This is a genomic window from Abyssogena phaseoliformis symbiont OG214, from assembly GCF_016592595.1.
GTDB lineage: Bacteria > Pseudomonadota > Gammaproteobacteria > PS1 > Pseudothioglobaceae > Ruthia.
In genome coordinates this window covers 248165-264776 of record NZ_AP012977.1, presented here as the reverse complement: position 1 = coordinate 264776, position 16612 = coordinate 248165, and the positions used below count along the sequence as shown (strand labels likewise).

Annotated in this window: 22 protein-coding genes and 4 pseudogenes; 9 read left to right on the top strand and 17 right to left on the bottom strand. The window is 36.5% G+C overall.

Annotated elements, in window-relative coordinates; all coding sequences use genetic code 11:
* Window positions 1-170 precede the first annotated feature (170 nt).
* Window positions 171-356, bottom strand: coding sequence for an Alvin_2107 family globule sulfur oxidation protein (locus tag CVPH_RS01735; protein ID WP_201341811.1), 186 nt, complete (start codon window positions 354-356; stop codon window positions 171-173).
* Between the two features lie 197 nt (window positions 357-553).
* Between CVPH_RS01735 and CVPH_RS09990 the strand changes: the two genes are divergently transcribed.
* The 3 genes from CVPH_RS09990 to CVPH_RS10440 are packed head-to-tail and all read left to right on the top strand — an operon-like array spanning window position 554 to window position 2309.
* Window positions 554-715, top strand: coding sequence for a UvrD-helicase domain-containing protein (locus tag CVPH_RS09990; protein WP_281064658.1), 162 nt, complete (start codon window positions 554-556; stop codon window positions 713-715).
* 5 nt (window positions 716-720) lie between these two features.
* Entirely contained in the window at window positions 721-1776 is a 1056-nt protein-coding gene (locus tag CVPH_RS01730; RefSeq protein WP_245396174.1) for a 3'-5' exonuclease, read from the top strand.
* Window positions 1773-2309, top strand: a complete 537-nt coding sequence (locus tag CVPH_RS10440) for a 3'-5' exonuclease (RefSeq protein WP_245396173.1) — start codon at window positions 1773-1775, stop codon at window positions 2307-2309. The genes CVPH_RS01730 and CVPH_RS10440 overlap by 4 nt, the downstream gene beginning before the upstream one ends.
* A gap of 71 nt (window positions 2310-2380) precedes the next feature.
* Here the strand turns inward: CVPH_RS10440 and CVPH_RS01725 are convergent, their stop codons facing one another.
* Both CVPH_RS01725 and CVPH_RS01720 read right to left on the bottom strand, forming a co-directional pair.
* Entirely contained in the window at window positions 2381-2749 is a 369-nt protein-coding gene (locus CVPH_RS01725) for a helix-turn-helix domain-containing protein (RefSeq protein WP_201341810.1), read from the bottom strand.
* A 7-nt stretch (window positions 2750-2756) separates the two neighbouring features.
* Window positions 2757-2927, bottom strand: coding sequence for a hypothetical protein (locus CVPH_RS01720; protein WP_342590449.1), 171 nt, complete (start codon window positions 2925-2927; stop codon window positions 2757-2759).
* Window positions 2928-3523: 596 nt separating this feature from the next.
* Here CVPH_RS01720 and CVPH_RS01715 point away from each other — a divergent pair.
* A pseudogene (locus CVPH_RS01715) lies at window positions 3524-4920 on the top strand (aldehyde dehydrogenase family protein).
* Window positions 4921-5038: 118 nt separating this feature from the next.
* Here CVPH_RS01715 and CVPH_RS01710 read toward each other — a convergent pair.
* From CVPH_RS01710 to CVPH_RS01660, 13 genes and pseudogenes are all read right to left on the bottom strand, one after another.
* Complete coding sequence (locus tag CVPH_RS01710; RefSeq protein WP_201341809.1) at window positions 5039-5320, bottom strand: hypothetical protein; 282 nt, start codon at window positions 5318-5320, stop codon at window positions 5039-5041.
* On the bottom strand, window positions 5317-6300 hold the full coding sequence (nagZ, locus tag CVPH_RS01705) for a beta-N-acetylhexosaminidase (RefSeq protein WP_201341808.1): 984 nt from the start codon (window positions 6298-6300) through the stop codon (window positions 5317-5319). The genes CVPH_RS01710 and nagZ overlap by 4 nt, the downstream gene beginning before the upstream one ends.
* On the bottom strand, window positions 6297-7598 hold the full coding sequence (locus CVPH_RS01700) for an AmpG family muropeptide MFS transporter (RefSeq protein ID WP_201341807.1): 1302 nt from the start codon (window positions 7596-7598) through the stop codon (window positions 6297-6299). The genes nagZ and CVPH_RS01700 overlap by 4 nt, the downstream gene beginning before the upstream one ends.
* Window positions 7599-8012: a rhodanese-like domain-containing protein gene (locus CVPH_RS01695; RefSeq protein ID WP_201341806.1), complete on the bottom strand. Its 414-nt coding sequence runs from the start codon at window positions 8010-8012 to the stop codon at window positions 7599-7601.
* Entirely contained in the window at window positions 8009-8116 is a 108-nt protein-coding gene (locus CVPH_RS09985; RefSeq protein ID WP_225879848.1) for a L,D-transpeptidase family protein, read from the bottom strand. Before CVPH_RS09985 ends, CVPH_RS01695 begins: the two co-directional genes overlap by 4 nt.
* The gene (locus CVPH_RS01690; RefSeq protein ID WP_225879760.1) at window positions 8116-8442 is read right to left on the bottom strand and encodes a L,D-transpeptidase; all 327 of its coding nucleotides are present in this window, start codon (window positions 8440-8442) and stop codon (window positions 8116-8118) included. Before CVPH_RS01690 ends, CVPH_RS09985 begins: the two co-directional genes overlap by 1 nt.
* Before the next feature lie 26 nt (window positions 8443-8468).
* Window positions 8469-9785 carry a 23S rRNA (uracil(1939)-C(5))-methyltransferase RlmD gene (rlmD, locus tag CVPH_RS01685; RefSeq protein WP_201341805.1) on the bottom strand — a complete coding sequence of 439 codons (1317 nt, stop codon included), beginning with the start codon at window positions 9783-9785 and terminating at the stop codon, window positions 8469-8471.
* 70 nt (window positions 9786-9855) lie between these two features.
* A pseudogene (gene glcF, locus CVPH_RS11090) lies at window positions 9856-10938 on the bottom strand (glycolate oxidase subunit GlcF).
* 45 nt (window positions 10939-10983) lie between these two features.
* A complete protein-coding gene (locus CVPH_RS09965; protein WP_225879756.1) occupies window positions 10984-11154 on the bottom strand; it encodes a hypothetical protein in 171 nt (56 codons plus the stop codon).
* 14 nt (window positions 11155-11168) lie between these two features.
* Window positions 11169-11390, bottom strand: a complete 222-nt coding sequence (locus CVPH_RS09960) for a hypothetical protein (RefSeq protein WP_225879755.1) — start codon at window positions 11388-11390, stop codon at window positions 11169-11171.
* Window positions 11390-12522 (bottom strand): annotated as a pseudogene (locus CVPH_RS01670) (FAD-linked oxidase C-terminal domain-containing protein). Before CVPH_RS01670 ends, CVPH_RS09960 begins: the two are co-directional and overlap by 1 nt.
* Window positions 12522-12815 (bottom strand): type II toxin-antitoxin system RelE/ParE family toxin, encoded by a 294-nt coding sequence (locus tag CVPH_RS01665; RefSeq protein WP_201341804.1) that lies wholly within the window; start codon window positions 12813-12815, stop codon window positions 12522-12524. The pseudogene CVPH_RS01670 and the gene CVPH_RS01665 overlap by 1 nt, the downstream one beginning before the upstream one ends.
* Window positions 12812-13024: an addiction module protein gene (locus tag CVPH_RS01660; protein WP_201341803.1), complete on the bottom strand. Its 213-nt coding sequence runs from the start codon at window positions 13022-13024 to the stop codon at window positions 12812-12814. The genes CVPH_RS01665 and CVPH_RS01660 overlap by 4 nt, the downstream gene beginning before the upstream one ends.
* A gap of 344 nt (window positions 13025-13368) precedes the next feature.
* Here CVPH_RS01660 and CVPH_RS01655 point away from each other — a divergent pair, with 344 nt between their 5' ends.
* From CVPH_RS01655 to CVPH_RS01645, 3 genes and pseudogenes are all read left to right on the top strand, one after another.
* A complete protein-coding gene (locus CVPH_RS01655) occupies window positions 13369-14415 on the top strand; it encodes a pyridoxal-phosphate-dependent aminotransferase family protein (protein ID WP_342590481.1) in 1047 nt (348 codons plus the stop codon).
* A 220-nt stretch (window positions 14416-14635) separates the two neighbouring features.
* Window positions 14636-14875, top strand: a complete 240-nt coding sequence (locus tag CVPH_RS01650) for a nucleotidyltransferase domain-containing protein (RefSeq protein ID WP_201341802.1) — start codon at window positions 14636-14638, stop codon at window positions 14873-14875.
* A gap of 14 nt (window positions 14876-14889) precedes the next feature.
* Window positions 14890-15207, top strand: a pseudogene (locus tag CVPH_RS01645) (HEPN domain-containing protein); the annotation flags it as partial.
* A gap of 50 nt (window positions 15208-15257) precedes the next feature.
* Here the strand turns inward: CVPH_RS01645 and CVPH_RS01640 are convergent.
* Window positions 15258-15491 carry a YfhL family 4Fe-4S dicluster ferredoxin gene (locus tag CVPH_RS01640; protein ID WP_201340194.1) on the bottom strand — a complete coding sequence of 78 codons (234 nt, stop codon included), beginning with the start codon at window positions 15489-15491 and terminating at the stop codon, window positions 15258-15260.
* Between the two features lie 117 nt (window positions 15492-15608).
* On the opposite strand from CVPH_RS01640, the gene CVPH_RS09955 reads away from it, so the two are divergent.
* Entirely contained in the window at window positions 15609-15923 is a 315-nt protein-coding gene (locus CVPH_RS09955) for a peptidylprolyl isomerase (protein ID WP_281064657.1), read from the top strand.
* Window positions 15886-16608, top strand: a complete 723-nt coding sequence (locus tag CVPH_RS10640) for a peptidylprolyl isomerase (RefSeq protein ID WP_281064656.1) — start codon at window positions 15886-15888, stop codon at window positions 16606-16608. The genes CVPH_RS09955 and CVPH_RS10640 overlap by 38 nt, the downstream gene beginning before the upstream one ends.
* Window positions 16609-16612: the final 4 nt, after the last annotated feature.

Sequence of the window (16612 nt, the reverse complement as noted above, 5' to 3'; positions counted from 1 at the left end):
TGTTTAGTAATGAATCCAGTCCTAGCAAGGTTAAGACAGGTCTTATTAAAACCAACAAATGAATGAAAAGTCGTTTTGTAGAAATTATCATGGGTTTTTAGGGATGCCCCATAGTTAACGCATAAAAAACCCCGATAACGGGGTTTTTCTTATAAAATTCTTTTAAATGTCTAGCAGAAGTTTGTAAAGTTAGTATCTGTGTGCTCTTTGCCATCTTCATAGCCTGATTCCCACTCGTCAGTAATTCTTTGCTCTTCGATTTCAGGATTGTTTAAAAAGCCTGCAACCCAACCTTGAATATAGTTATCATTTACACCCATTTCTTCCATTTTTTTAACGCCTTCATAATAAGTCATTACTGATACTCCTAATAGTGTTTACTTATATCAACTCATCTTTCAATCGACATAAGAGAAAGGTAATATTATAACCATTTAATGCCATAAGACAAGAAAAATAATAATGAATTTATCTGAAATAACGAACGGCCTAAACGCCAAACAATGCCAATTAGTCACACTCAATAATGAAAAAAATGCTTTAATACTAGCAGGTGCAGGGTAGTGGCAAGACCAGAGTTTTAACCCATAGAATTGCTTATTTAGTCACACAAAAAGATATTCGCATTGATGCCATTCTGGCGCTTACTTTTACCAATAAAGCTGCTGCTGAAATGCGCGAAAGATTAAGCATTCTATTAAGGCGCCCTATTTAAAGTATGTGGGTGGGAACATTTCATGGCTTGGCACACCCCGATTATTACGCACTCATTATGAGAAAGCAGGGCTAACTTCTGGCTTTAAAATCCTAGATGCACAAGACCAGTTTCGCATTGATAAATCTAAGTTTCCCATTAGAAAGGTTCAGTGGTTTATTAACAATCAAAAAGATGAGGGTATTCGCGTACAGGATGTTGATCCTGGTTATAACTATTTTATTAAGAAAAGCCTTGAGGTATTTGAACTTTATGAGACTCACTACCAAGCAAATGACTTAATTGATTTTGCCCCTATTGAAATCATCCGCTTAGAACAAAATTATCGCTCAACTGCTAATATTCTAAACGCCTCTAACGCCTTGATTGCCCATAACGCCAATCGTATGGGTAAGTCTCTTTGGACTGATGCTGGCAATGGTGAATTGATTGATGTCTATGAAGCGCAAACTGAAACAGATGAGGTAGACTATGTCACCAGTAGTATTCAAAAATTAATCACTGATGGTGCATCACCTAGTGATTGCTCGATTTTGTACCGGTCTAATGCTCAATCTCGCATCTTTAAAGAGGCGCTAATAAAATACAACATTCCTTATATTATCTATGGCAGTTTAAGATTTTTCGAGCATTCTGAGATTAAAGACGCTTTAGGCTATTTGCGTTTGATAGAAAATTCAGCTGATAATGTTGCTTTTGAGCGTGTAGTTAATTTCCAGACTCGCAGTATTGGCAATGCAACGGTTGAAAAAATACGCACATTTACACAAGACAACCATACCAGTCTTTTTCAAGCAGCCATACAAATATCATCCACCCTACCAACTCTTGCTGCCAATGTATTAAATGGATTTACCAACCTAATTGAACAAATGACAGATGACACAAAGCACCTAGATTTATCTGAAAAAGTAGCTAACTTGCTTAACACATCAGGATTAATGATGCATTATTCTAATGATAAAACCGATAAGGCCGGCAGTAAAAAAGAAAATCTAGAAGAGTTAATCACCGCAGCACAACCATACAACCATACAACCATGAACAAGATAGCGAGATGAACGAGGTGGTGGGGTTTATCTCTTTAGCATCGCTGGATTCTAGTGGTGACACCAATGCACCTATTAACCAAAATATACAACTCATGACCATACATTCAGCCAAAGGGTTAGATTTTCCTTATGTGTTTTTGGTTGATACGGAAGAGGACTTATTCCCCTCTAGACAAAGCAAGGATGAGCCTCATTTAATGGATGAAGAAAGACGATTATGCTACGTGGGTATGACTCGTGCTATGAAAAAACTACCACTCTCTTATGCTATTAAACGCTTTTTACACGGACAGTCTTTATACGCTTATCCTTCACGTTTTTTAGACGAAATTCTAAGTGAATATTTAAATAAAATTAAGGCTAAATTTGGTGCAACAATACAAAATTACAATGATGATGACACTTTTAATCAAGGTATTACACCCAAATCCGATGGTCAATTATCCATTAGTGCTTTGGTTAAACACGCCAAATTTGGCGTGGGTATGGTGCTAAATTTTAAAGGGCAAGGCGATTCTGATAGGGGTACAAATAAAATTTAAACAAGCAGACACAAAATAGCTGATTAGTTCGTATGCAAGCTTATAAGTTATATAGCGGTAGGCTTACTTTATTACACTGTAACTCTTTTGATACTCTCTAAGGCCGTATAACCAAACAACTGACTAAAATACCCAAGATCTTTAAAGCCAACGCTGTAGCAAACATAAGTAACAGATTTACCGTTTTGTAGCATTTTTTCTGCCAAATACAAACGTAACTTCCAATAGAACTCACAAGGTGTACAACCTAATTTATTTTTAAATTCTGTATATAACGAGCTGCGACTCACGCAAGCTTTGCGGGTGAGTTTGTCTATATCAAAAGATTGATCAATATTGTTTTTAAGATAATCAATCATAGCACTAATACCACTTACATCTGGCTCTTTACGTGCATAATCAAGCAGTAAGTCTCTACCTTGTTTTCTTAGTAAACGCACGATAAGTTCAGAAATTCACAAATTTAACAACACTTTTTTTATCAGGATGGTTGTGCGTAAATAAGTCCACTAATTTACCTAGTAACATTTGTGTGCCAGCTGAATGATGGAAATGAATATTTTGGCCACAACACTCCCAATTTTGATCCATACTTTGTATGTGTCCTAAGTTTTCCATTTTAGTGAGTATTTCATTAACATGTTCTTTGGAAATTTCTATGGTTACACAAGTGGTTGGTTGGTTTTCTTTCGCTTCTGGAGAGTCAATTTCAACATAGCCCTTTGGTTTTATTATATAAGACTGTGATGTGGCAAAAATACTTTTGACCTTTTACCATCAAGTATCATGCATAACTTTTTTACCTGTTATCATGCCACAATACATCATTTGATCAGCAGCCAAACCAACCTTACTGGCTTTTTTGTAAATATCTTAAATACTCAGCTCACTTTCCGGACCCAAAAATGAGGTTTTGTTCTCAATGAGAAGTCGCCTATTTTTTCGTCTTGCTAAAATAGATATGTTGTAATTTTGCCTCATAACGAATCACAAAAAAATATTCAAGATAATTATTAGTTTTATAAACCATAAGTCAAATGTTTTGGATTGTAAGACAATAATATTTGGCATTGCCTGCTTAAAATCAACCATGAAAATCTCACAAATTAAACACATAAAATAATAACAAGGAGTAAATTATGATTTACGAAAGACCGACATTTAGCCCTCAATACGAAAACTATATTAACGGAAAATAGGTAGCGCCTACTAAAGTGAAATATTTTGACAATATATCACCAGTCAACGGTAAAGCTTTTTGTAAAATTCCAAGATCAACTGAAGAAGATATTAATTTAGCTATTGATGCTGCCCAAACGGCAACTGAAAGTGGGGGTAAAACTCAGTTGCTGAACGTTCAAATATCTTACTAAAAATTGCTGATATTGTTGAGCAAAATTTAGAAATGCTAGCTTTGGCTGAAACATGGGATAACGGTAAACCAATACGTGAAACTTTAGCTGCTGATTTACCACTGGTTGTTGATCACTATCGCTACTTTTCAGGTTGTATTCGCGCCCAAGAAAACACTCATAGCGAAATTGACAGTACTACTGTTGCTTATCATTTTAATGAACCTTCGGACGTGGTTGGACAAATTATTCCTTGGAACTTTCCACTGCTCATGTCGGCTTGGAAAATACCGCCCGCTTTAGTAACTGGTAACTGGTAACTGCGTTGTATTAAAACCTGCAGAACAGACGCCATTATCGATTTGTTTATTTTTAGAATTGGTAGGAGATTTGCCGCCTCCTCGTGTTTTAAACGTCGTCCATGGATATGGTGCTGAGACAGGTTCGGCTTTGACACATTGCTAAACTTGCATTTACAGGCTCCAGTGCAATGGGTGAAATTGTATTAAAAAATGTTGCTGTTAGTATGATTCCTGCAACGGTAGAACTAGGAGGAAAATCTCCTAATGTATTTTTTTCTGATATTTTTGATTATGAAGACGATTACTTAGACAAATGTCTTGAAGGTGCGGTTTTGAAATTTTTTAATCAAGGTGAAGTCTGCATGAATCCATTTATGACAAATTTGTTGAAAAATTCATTGCCCGTACAAAAAAATCATCCAAAGAAATCCTCTAGATACAGAATGTCAATTAGGTGCGCAAGTTAGTCTAGAACAATTTGATAAAAACACTATCTTATATCAAAATTAGTCGAAAAGAAAGTGCAGAGGTTCTAATTGGTGGCGAAAAAGAACAACTTAGTAGCGATTTAAATGATAGTTTTTACATCCAGCTAACGCTACTAAAAGGTGATAATGATACGGCTGTTTTCTAAGAAGAAATTTTTGGACCAGTGGTGGGAATAACTACTTTTAAAACAGAAGAAAAGGCAATTGAAATTGCTAATGACACTATTTATGGACTAGGTGCAGGTCTTTGGACTAGGGGGATATGAACCGCTCTTATAAAGTTGGACGTGCCATTAAAGCAGGTAGAGTGTGGACAAATTGTTACCATCTTTACCCAGCCCACGCTGCATTTGGTGGTTATAAAAAATCTGGCATAGGTAGAGAAAATCGTAAAATAATGTTAAATCACTATCAACAAACCAAAAGCTTACTGGTTAGTTATAGTACAAGTCTTCTTAGTTTTTTCTAGATAAAAACTTTAGCAAGGTTTATATGGTTTATATGGTTTATATGGTTTATATGGTTTATATGGTTTATATGGTTTAACAAAGCAAAGCTTATATTAATATCCCAATATAAGCTTTTTTTTAATTCAAAGTTTTCTTTAAATCATCAATTGAAAAACTTTGCACGGTTTGTTCATCAGTATAAACAGGCTTCATCCTAGTGTGTGCACCTGAGGATTTTTCAATGACGATTTGTCTGCTGGTTACGATATCTAAACAATCGGTGATCATTTTTTGTGTTGCTTGACTAAGTGGGTGCTTTAATCCTGGTTGGGTCATGGTGTCTCTAGCAACGGCAATAAGGGTCTTTCTGACTGCACCTAGAAGCCTAGTTTCAAAATTTTGTGTGTTATTATTATTCATAGTAAATCTCTAATAGTTGCTAAATGTTGTTGATGGTTGATTTTATCGGATTTAAACCCATAAAAACCTTGCATTGATTGTAATTTTTCACTCACACCCCAATCCTTGTCAATTATTTGTGTGACCAACTCAGGGTGATTGCATATAAGCACCGTATCACAGCCGCTATCTAATGATGCTTTCACTCTACTGGTTATGTCTTTAATAAAGTGTGCACCTTGCATAGACAAATCATCACTAAAAATAACACCTCTAAATTTGAGTTGGTTTTGCAAAATATCTTTAATCCACTTAGAGGAGAACCCTGCTGGTTTATCATCTACTTGAGTATAAACAATATGGGCAGGCATAAGCGCATCAAGTCCATGGTTTATTAATCCCTTAAAAGATTTCATATCTTGTAATAAATCACTCATTGGCCTGTCATCTATTGGCAAGTCAAGGTGTGAATCCGCTGTGACAAATCCATGCCCTGGAAAGTGCTTACCAACACACTTCATACCCGCTTTGTACATGCCATTAATTAAACTACCTGCTAATTTTACAATCACATCAGGATTAGAATGAAAGGCTCTGTCACCAATTACTTGAGAAGTGTCATAGTTAACATCCAATACAGGTGCAAAAGAAAAATCCACGCCAATATCCAACAACTCATATGCCAAGACAAAACCACAAGAAAAAGCTTTATCCACTGCCATATCTGGATTTTTATCATACAACGCACCTAATTTTTCCATGGCTGGTAGATGGGTAAATCCATATCGAAAACGCTGCACTCGCCCACCTTCGTGATCAACAGCAATCAGTAAGTTTTTATTAACTTGGCGGATGTTTTTAATTAATAACGCCACCTGTTCAATAGATTCAAAATTACGTCCAAACAGAATAATACCACCAATAGAAGACTTCTTCAATTGTTGTTTTTCTTGTGTAGTTAGTGTCAATCCTGACAAATCCATCATAATAGGACCCGTCATATAAATAAATGTTTAAATTTTTTACCAATCCAAAAAAGCATAGCAAGGCTAGGGATTACCATGAGTGCCGTAATGGCAAAAAATACTGCCCATTCGCCACCAAAAGCAATGACCCAATCTCTGCCTTCTAAGCTGTCTACCAACAATCCACTGCTACTGGCAAATAAAATTTTGCCTAAATTACCCATAGAAGACATTAAGGCATATTGTGTAGCGGTGTAAGTTTTATTAACCAAATAGGAAATGAACGCCACAAATGCCACGGTTGAAAAGGCGGAAGTGAAATTGTCTAAAAATATGGTTAATGCTAGAAACTCCTTATCTGCGCCAATTATTGCTAGATAACTATACATCAAATTAGTAAGTGCCATTGATACGCCACCAATAACCAAGCCCTTAAGAAGTCCAAAATGAATGCTAACAAAACTTGCAATGATTGAAAAAATAATGGTCAAAGTTGAGCCTAGAAGTTTTGAATAAATGGCTATATCAGTCTTAGAAAAGCCAATATCATCATAAAAAATCAACGACATTTTTCCAAGAAATGCCTCGCCGATTTTAAAAAACATAATAAATAATAAAATTAAAATGGCTGTTATACCAAAGCGGTTAAAGAAGTCTTTAAGCGGGCTAAAGAAAGTTTCACCTAACCATTGTTCTGGGGTGTCAGTGGTTGTTTGACTTAAATGCGCCTCCTTTGGCATGAGTAGCGTTGTTAGCATAAAGCCTAGCACAAAAAAACTCATGACAAAATACACCATTGACCAATTGTTAGAATAACCTGCCAAGTAAAGCGCAAATGCGCCTAAAAATCCAAAACCAAACCACCAGCCACTTGTTGCAGCGGCAGCGGCAGCGGCAATTTTGCCATCCTTGCTTTCACTAATTATTTCAATGCGATAAGCATCAATAATAATGTCTTGAGTAGCTGAGATGGTGGCAATTAATAATGCGAGTAACGACACCCAAACAATACTTATTTTAGGATCTGTCCATGATATGGCGATGATTAAAAAAAACAATAAGGCTTGTAAAAATAGCAACCAACTGCGTCTAAAACCAAGTGTTTTTAAAAATGGGATTTTAACTCTATCAAGTAATGGTGCCCACAGCCAATTGATAGAATAAACAAAAAAAATGGAACCAAAAAAACCAATTGCCGTGCGTGTTAGTCCGGCATCTTTAAGCCACAAGGTCATTGCTGAACCGATAATCACCCACGGAAAACCGCTGGCAACGCCATTCAAAAAGATAAACAACATGCGTTTATCCAAATAGATATTTAGTATTTTACTCACCTAACATTGCAACCAAGGCATGCCGTTATGGCGCCAACCATTTAAGTTACCTCGCTGGTCATTTTCATCAAGATCCCCTTCAAAGCCACTCACCACATGTGCCACACTGGTAAAGCCATGCTCAATTAAGCATTTCCCTGCATCATTTGAACGATAACCACTACGACAAATTAAAATAATCTCACGTTCTAAGAAGTTATTTTTCTCACCAATAAAACGTTTAATAACGGCAATAAATTCACCCTCATTAGGCTCCCAATCAGGGTCATCAAGCCAAGGTACAAAAATACATTCAATAGGCCTACCAACAAATTTATTTTCTGCTTCGCAACGCACGTCAATCAAAACGGCATTTTTATTGGCCTGTAGGCGTTCAAAGGCTTTTTTGGGCAGGTATTGTATTAACTGATTCATCGCTCAATTATAGCAATATCTTCCCCTATGTGAACCCTTTCAAATAATTCAACAATATCTTGATTTCGCATACGAATACAGCCTTTTGACTTAGGAATGCCCATCATAAGTTCATCGGGTGAACCGTGAATATAAATATAACGCTCATACGTGTTTTTATTATGCTTTTCAACCCCATCACAAGCCATAAAATTCGAGTTAATATCCAATCTTTATCAGCTTGTTCATCAAATAATTGTTTTGAATAAATCTCACCTGTTAGTATTCTAGCAATAAATACAGTGCCTAATTTTACATTATCGCCAATTTTTTCACTGATTTTAAATCGCCCAGTTGGCGTACAAAATGAATCCTTTACCTCGCCCACACCATTGATTGAACTTGAAATTGGATAAGATTTTTGCAAGACGTTATCTTGATAATAATCCAAAGTTTAGGTGCTGATATTGATGTTTATCATCGAGTAAATAAAGCAATGGATTCTACATGAGCAGTTTGAGGGAACATATCCATCACCCCTGCAGTTTCAAGCGTAAACCCAAGCTCAATTAACTTGATGGTATCGCGAGCCAATGTCGCAGGATTACATGACACATACACCAATCTTGTTACGCCTAATTTAGGCAGTAACTCTACAATTTCAATTGCACCAGATCTAGCTGGGTCAATAAGTGCTTTGTTGTAAGTCTTACCTCTAAACCACTCAAAGCCTGCCACTTCTTTAAATAAATCTGCCTTATAAAAATCAACATTGGTAATGCTGTTTTTTTCAGCATTGTACTTTGCCCTTTCAACCAATCCTAAATCACCTTCAATACCCGCCACATGCTTAGCATGTCTTGCAATTGGCAAGGTAAAGTTACCCAGACCGCAGAATAAATCAATCACCTCATCAAACTCATTAAGTTCAAGTAATTCTAATGCTAAATCAACCATTTTCTGATTAAGTTTAAAGTTCACTTGAACAAAATCAGTGGGTAAAAATTCCATGATAATATCATGATTAGGGTGTGAATATGTTAGCATAACAGGCTTTCCTAATGGCTTAACACTGTCTAAACCACCGCTTTGGGTATAAAAGGCAATGTTTAATTGTTGGGCACAATCTACTAATATTTGCTCATCTTTTACACTCAAAGGTTCAAGGTGTTTTAAAATAAGAACCGTATTATTTTCAGCAATTGCCACTTCAAACTGTGGAATACTGGACTTAATACTAAGCCTTTCAATACAATCAGCAAGTACTTCAAGATGCTCACCTATGGATGGATGCAAAATCTCGCAGCGACTCATATTGGTGATAAATGAAGATTTTTTTTCTCTAAACCCAACCAATACTTTGTCTTTTTTAGCCACATATCGAATACCCAATCTAGCCTTACGCCGATAGCCCCAACTTTGAACTTGAAGTGGCTTTAACCAAGTCTTAGGCTCAATTTTTACCTGATTAGCAAACACATCTTTTAGCCAATTACCCTTAGCCTGTATTTGATCTTCACTGGATAAATGTTGAAACGAACAACCGCCACAAATACCAAATACGTCACATTTAGGTGTGATTCGATTAGCCGCAGGCTTTAATACTTGCTTAACATCAGCCTCTTCAAATTTAGCACGTGAAAATGTGCGATCAACAATCACAAGTTCGCCTGATAACGCACCGCTCACAAAAATAACCTTATCTTCAAAACGTGCAATCCCCCGCCCTTCGTGAGAAAGTGACTCTATATTTAACTCGTAAGTTTTAGCTTTTAGCTTTCTTCTTCTACTCATAGATGTTTATATAAATTAACTAAGCCTGATTATCCAATAATTCAACCCAATGTTTGACAGGGATTTTTGCCTATTTTTGCAGATACATTAAACAACCTATATTCGTAGTTACAATCATTTGTGGATTACTTGCTTGTAAATGTTTGAGTTTATTGGCTCTTAATTGTTGTGATAATTTTGGCTGAAAAATGGAATACGTGCCTGCAGAGCCACAGCATAAATGTGAATCAACAACAGGCATTTGCTGATAACCTAGTGAATTCAAAATAGAATCAACCAATCCGCCTAATTGCTGACCATGTTGCAATGTACAAGGCTCATGATAAGACATATCAACTTTTTCTAAATTAAGCTGGCTTAAATCTTTGGTCAGCTAAAAACTCAGCAATGTCTTTGGTTTTATTAACAATGAGTTGCGCTTTTTGATAATAAGGGTCTGATGCTTCAAACATAGATGCATAGTCTTTAACCATTAATCCACAGCCACTGGCACTAGAAATAATTACCTCAGCCTCAATTTTAAGCCAAGTGTCAATATTTTGCTTAATTTTAGCCAAGGCCGTCGTGACTAGCACTTAAATATTGGTCAAACCGCGCCGCAGCATTGTTTTTGTGGCGTTTCTACAGTTTCATAGCCTAATTTTGCTAGAATGTTTTTAATACTATGGTTAATATTAGGCGCAAGTACAAGTTGCACACAGCCACCTAACAACAAAACTTTGCCAATTTTTACAATGGATTTAATAGGTCTTCCTTTGATTTTAAAATGCCTAAACATAAGCCCAATTGGGTTGAATAAGATAGGCGTGGTTAAAAATTGACGAACAAAGTATCGATACGCCTTTTGCCAAAGTGGGCGTTTTTGTTCTACAAATTCACGCCCAATATCTACTAATTGACCATATTCAACACCTGATGGACAAGTGGTTTCACATGACCTGCACGTTAAACAACGATCCAAATGAATAATACTTTGCTTGGAAAAATGATGATTTTCTAAAGCCGATTTAATCAAATAAATACGCCCGAGGGGTGAATCTAATTCATCACCTAATAATTGATAAGTCGGACAAGTAGCTAGGCAAAATCCGCAATGCACGCATTTACGAATTATGTCGTTGGCTTTGAGATTTTGAATGTCGATGGTTTGCACTAGTTAAAAACACCCCTAGGGTCAAACACTTGTTTTAATTTTTGCTCAATTTGTTTGGCGCAGCTGTGAGGTAGTTACTCGCTTAATGGGTGCTGATAATTGGGTCATATTAGAGATTGGCATGACCTTAAAACTAATTTGTGTAATGACAACCAACTTACCTTTTGAGCCAACTAATAAACGTGCTACATCATAGCCTGCTATATTTTTCATCATTTGACCACCAAAATTTAAATACTCATATCAGCCGTTTTTATAAAAAACGGCAACGTTTGGTTATGCTTAGCCAGTTCCGTCTGAATGTTACTAATTTTGGTGCCAGCTTTGATTGTAATAACCAACTCTTCTGGAAAATATTCAATCACACCTGTATGTGCTAGCCGCTCACTATTAATGTGTAAATTGTTAGCGTTTTTAATCAGTTGTTGCAATTGAATAATTCGATTTGACATTAAAAGCGCTCCAATTCAGGATGAGGCAATTTGCCATGATGTACATACATTGCACCTAATTCTGCACAGCGGTGTAATTCTGGTACGGCTTTTCCAGGATTGAGCAAAGATTTAGGGTCAAATATAGCTTTAATTTTGTGAAAAATTGCCAATTCTTTTGCATTGAATTGATGATACATAGCGTTTAATTTCTCAATACCCACACCATGCTCCCCTGTGATAGTACCGCCCATATCTACACTAAGTTTTAAAATCTCAGTACCGAATTCTTCCACTTTTTCTAATTCACCCTCTATATTTGCATCGTACAAAATAAGCGGATGTAGATTTCCATCACCTGCATGGAACACATTGGCGACTCTGAGTTGATATTTTTGGCTTAATTCGTTAATTTTTTCCAACATATCTGCCAAATGTCGCCTTGGAATTGTGCCATCCATACAATAATAATCAGGAGACAATCTACCTACTGCAGGAAAAGCAGACTTGCGTCCTTTCCAAAAATTGAGTCGCTCTTCTTCACTTTCAGATACTTTCAAAGTCGATGCGCCTGATAAGACTTTTAATACACTGTCAAGTTCTGCTTGCACTTGCATCTGCGTACCATCAAGTTCGCAAAGTAATAACGCCTTAGCATCTAGCGGATAACCAACTTTAGCAAACCCTCTGAACCATTCATCAACGCCAATAACCCCAATCCATCATCCTGACGAAACAGTATTAACTCATCACCATCAATGGTTAACATTTTAATTGCCTCAACATTATGCATGGTTAGCCCGTATTTCAAACAATGCACCCCGCCAGAATTCTCAACCACAGCCAGTCGATTTTTCACATCAATTGATTTCACTTGATTTAACTTAGACAAACCTAACACAACTGAATTTTCAAGCGGCATTGCCCCACCTGCTAAACCCGTCCCTGCACCCCTTGTTACCATTGGCGTGTTGTTAGCCTTACAAATTTTCAATATTTGTTTAATTTGCTCAACATTTTCTGGCAACACCACTGCCAAAGGCTTTTGCCTGTATACACTCAAACCATCGCACTCAAACGGACGAGTGTTTTCCTTGCCCGTGAGGACATTACCCTTAGGTAATTGTGTTAAAAGTCGCTGTATGACTTCCATTAATCAAATCTGCTTTCTATCCAAGCTGGCTCTTTTCGACAATCAAGTACTGCATAAATAATAATTTCCCCGTCTTTAACTGTATAGTAAATAGCAAAAGGAAAACGCTTTGAAAGTAAGCGATAATACTTCCCAAAAAGAATTAAATGCGTCCCATGATAAATAAGCAGTGAATCAACATCTGAAAACAAACTATCAAGGAAATAACTGCCTAAACCTTTTTTCTGCTGTTCATAAAATTGATAACCATTAAGCAAATCGTCATTAGCTATCGGCAATATTTTTATGTTCATTCAGTCTTATTGCGTATTTGTTGCTTAGCCTTCTCCCAGTCCATAGGAAGCTGAGCACCACCTGCATATTGTTGTTCGCGCGAATTTAGCACAGACTCATGCCAATTGGGCGATTCAAACGAACTATGTTGGCACAAGTCGTTCCAAAGTATCTCCATAGTAGATAACTTCTCTGCCATTGTCATATCTTTAGGCGATATTGTAATCATATTATTTTCTCCAATTAACTGTAAAAATCATTGTTAACTGTATTTTGACATATCATTGTCTATTATTTCTGATTATATAATCATCTCTTCAATAAATACTTTTAAATCTTGGTCTAAATATGGCTCATTATTTTTATTTTTTTGAAGGTGATTGATGATGTTCTCTCAATAATCACCCGCAATACCCTCATATAAAGAAAGTGATAATTCATAAATAATTGACATCTAAACTATTATAATGGTTTTTTTATTTATTTTAATCCTATAGTATTATGCAATCATTTAATCCGCCAGTAAGAACGTTAATGGGACCAGGTCCTTCTTGATGTACATCCAAGAATTTTATCCGCCATGGAAGGCCTACCATTGGTCATCTAGACCCTGCTTTTGTGGGCATGATGGATGAGACTAAAGAAGGTTTAAAAACTATTTTTAAAACTGAAAACGAGTTAACCATGCCTGTATCAGGACCTGGTTCTTCGGGCATGGAGACTTGTTTTGCCAATTTAGTTGAGCCTGGTGATAAAGTTATTGTGTGTATTGATGGCGTATTTAGCATGAGTATGAAAGAAAATATAACTCGTTTGGGAGGTGAAGCAATTATTGTTGAGGATAATTGGGGCGAGGCGGTCAGTGTTGACAAGCTAGAAGGAGCTTTAAAAATAACCCAGATGCCAATATTGTTGCTTTTGTGCATGCTGAGGACTTCAACAGGTGCGCAATCTGACGCTAAAGCCTCATGCAAACTTGCACGCCAGTATGATTGTATTACTATTATTGACACGGTTACTTCTTTAGGTGGTACTGAATTGCGTGTTGACGAATGGAAAATTGATGCGATTTATTCAGGCACACAAAAATGTTTATCTGCCATGCCAGGTATTTCGCCCATTAGCTTTGGCGAGCGTGCTATTAAAAAACTCAATACACGAAAAACACCTGTTAGCAGTTGGTTTTTAGACCTTAATTTAGTCATGGGATATTGGGGTGAAGGCGCTAAACGCACCTATCACCACACCGTACCTGTGAATACACTATACGGTTTACACGAATCATTGGTCATGATATTAGAAGAAGGTATTGAGAACTCTTGGGCGCGTCATCAAAAAAACCACGAGCTATTAAGAGATGGTTTAGAGGCAATGGGTATTAACTTCTTAGTGAATAAAAAAGACCGCTTACCACAATTAAATTCTGTGTTTATCCCTGAAGGTGTTGATGATGCACAAGTTCGTACCACTCTACTGAATGATTACAACCTTGAAATTGGTGCAGGTCTTGGTGCTTATGCTGGCAAAGTTTGGCGTATTGGTTTAATGGGTTATGCTTCAAGAAAAGAAAATATCGTTTTATGCCTATCAGCACTTGAGGAAATTTTAGCAAGCAAATAATAGTTGTATTTCTTCACACTAACTCTTAGTGCGGTGTGAAAAACATAAAAGTTAACAAATCATCCCAACTGAGCACTAAAGCATCGCTTGAACTCAAGCGCGTCATCGCCTAAAACTAAAACCAGTCCCACGCCATATGTCCTTAATTGTCCCTGTATAATCCATATCAACAACAAGCATTCTTTAAACTAAAAACTAAACGAAAGACTCCCTAGACCACTTGCCTAACAACAAGAAAACGCACCTAAGGCAAATTGTCCAAGTCATTCGTGAAGAGTTTAATGAGGTTATTAGTTTCGCCTCAGGCAAAAAAACAGGCAAACTCATTAAGGTCATTCTTTATGGTTCACATGCTACAGGCAAGTGGGTAAACAAACCACAGACTGGTTATATCAGTGATTATGATGTTTTAGTGATTTTTTTGAACAATACCAACACGCATTCAAACGCAAAAAGTTAAATGTAGCAGCCTTTGAACTCCATCAAACTACTGAACACTATTATTCTTACTTATCTTTAGTGCTGACCCAATACAAACCCTATACTCATAATTTACAACAACTTGGTTCAATGGCAATCCTTCAAAATGAAGTATTAATTGATATCTTTCTACAAGATAACAAATCTAAACGTCGTTGTTTCCAGTTACTTAAACAAGCTTATGTTAAAGCGCGCTACCCGGAGCATTATAAAATCACAGAAGAAGAATTAAACTATTTAAGTGACAGAGTGACTTACTTGCAAACTTTAACCAAACGGCTTTGTGAAGAAAAGATTAAGTCGTTTGATTAACTCGTGTATCGAGTTTTTATGATAGATAAATCAAGTGCAGGTTGTTTTGACTACTTTATCTTTGCCAATAACTCCTCTTCAGTTTCAACACGATCAGGATCAGACAAGCAACAATCAACTGGGCAGACTTCAACACATTGTGGCTCGTCAAAATGACCTTTGCATTCGGTACACTTATCGCCATCAATTTCATAAATTTCATCGCCCATATAAATGGCATCATTAGGGCATTCTGGCTCACAAACATCACAATTAATACACTCGTCTGTAATCAATAAAGACATGGTCTTCTCCTAGTCTGTTGTAACAATAAATTTAAGCTAAATTTTACCGTATTGTTGGTATCTTTTCTAATCAGTTTTTAGGTATCATAATTGGTTTTCATCAACCATATTATTGACATGATATATCGCTTATCCTTACTGTTAACATTGATTATTTCACTACCGTCACAAGCCAAATTAGAAGAGGGTTTATACGCCAATTTACATACCAATCAAGGGGATATTATTGTCAACCTTGAGTTTGAAAAAACACCACTAACCGTGATTAATTTTGTGGGTTTAGCGCAAGGCAAAAAGCATTCAAACACTCAAATCGGAAAACCTTTTTACAATGGCTTAAAATTTCATCGAGTGATTGATAATTTTATGGTTCAAGGGGGCGATCCAAAAGTCAATGGTACTGGCCAGTCCAGGTTATCAATTTATGGATGAAATTACCGATTTGAAGCATGATGATGGTGGTATTTTATCCATGGCAAATTCTGGCCCTAATACTAATGGCTCGCAATTTTTTATCACTCATAAAGCCACACCTTGGCTAGACGGCAAGCACACTGTCTTTGGTCGTGTTATTAAAGGTATGAATGTGGTTAATCGTATTAAACAAGATGACTTTATTCGCAAAGTTAATATTATTCGTATTGGCGACAAGGCAAAAAACTTTCAAACTGACGAAGCAGCATTTCAAGCGACTAATGCAAAATACACAAGCAAAGAAGAGCAACAACTGACTCAGGAAAGACAGAGCTTAGTCAAATTTGTCAACCAAAACTATCCAAATGCTAAACTGATGACAGTAGGACATTTTGTTGAAATTAACCAAACAGGTAAAGGTAATCAACCAAAAAAAAGGGATTTAGTTAAGGTGAATTTATCCATTGATTTAGGCGATGGAACAAGTATGCGAAAAGCCGAAACACCATTGCCATTCGCTGCAGGCTCTGGCACTATTATCAAACTTATTGATGATGAAGTACTGCAAATGACACCTGGTGAAAGGCGTATCACCATTACCCCTTTCAACCAAATTTATGGCAACAGCAAGCGTGGTAATCTCTCTCAAGACTCTATTTTAATCTTTAAGTTAGAGTTATTATCAATTAACGACATTCGCTAAACTC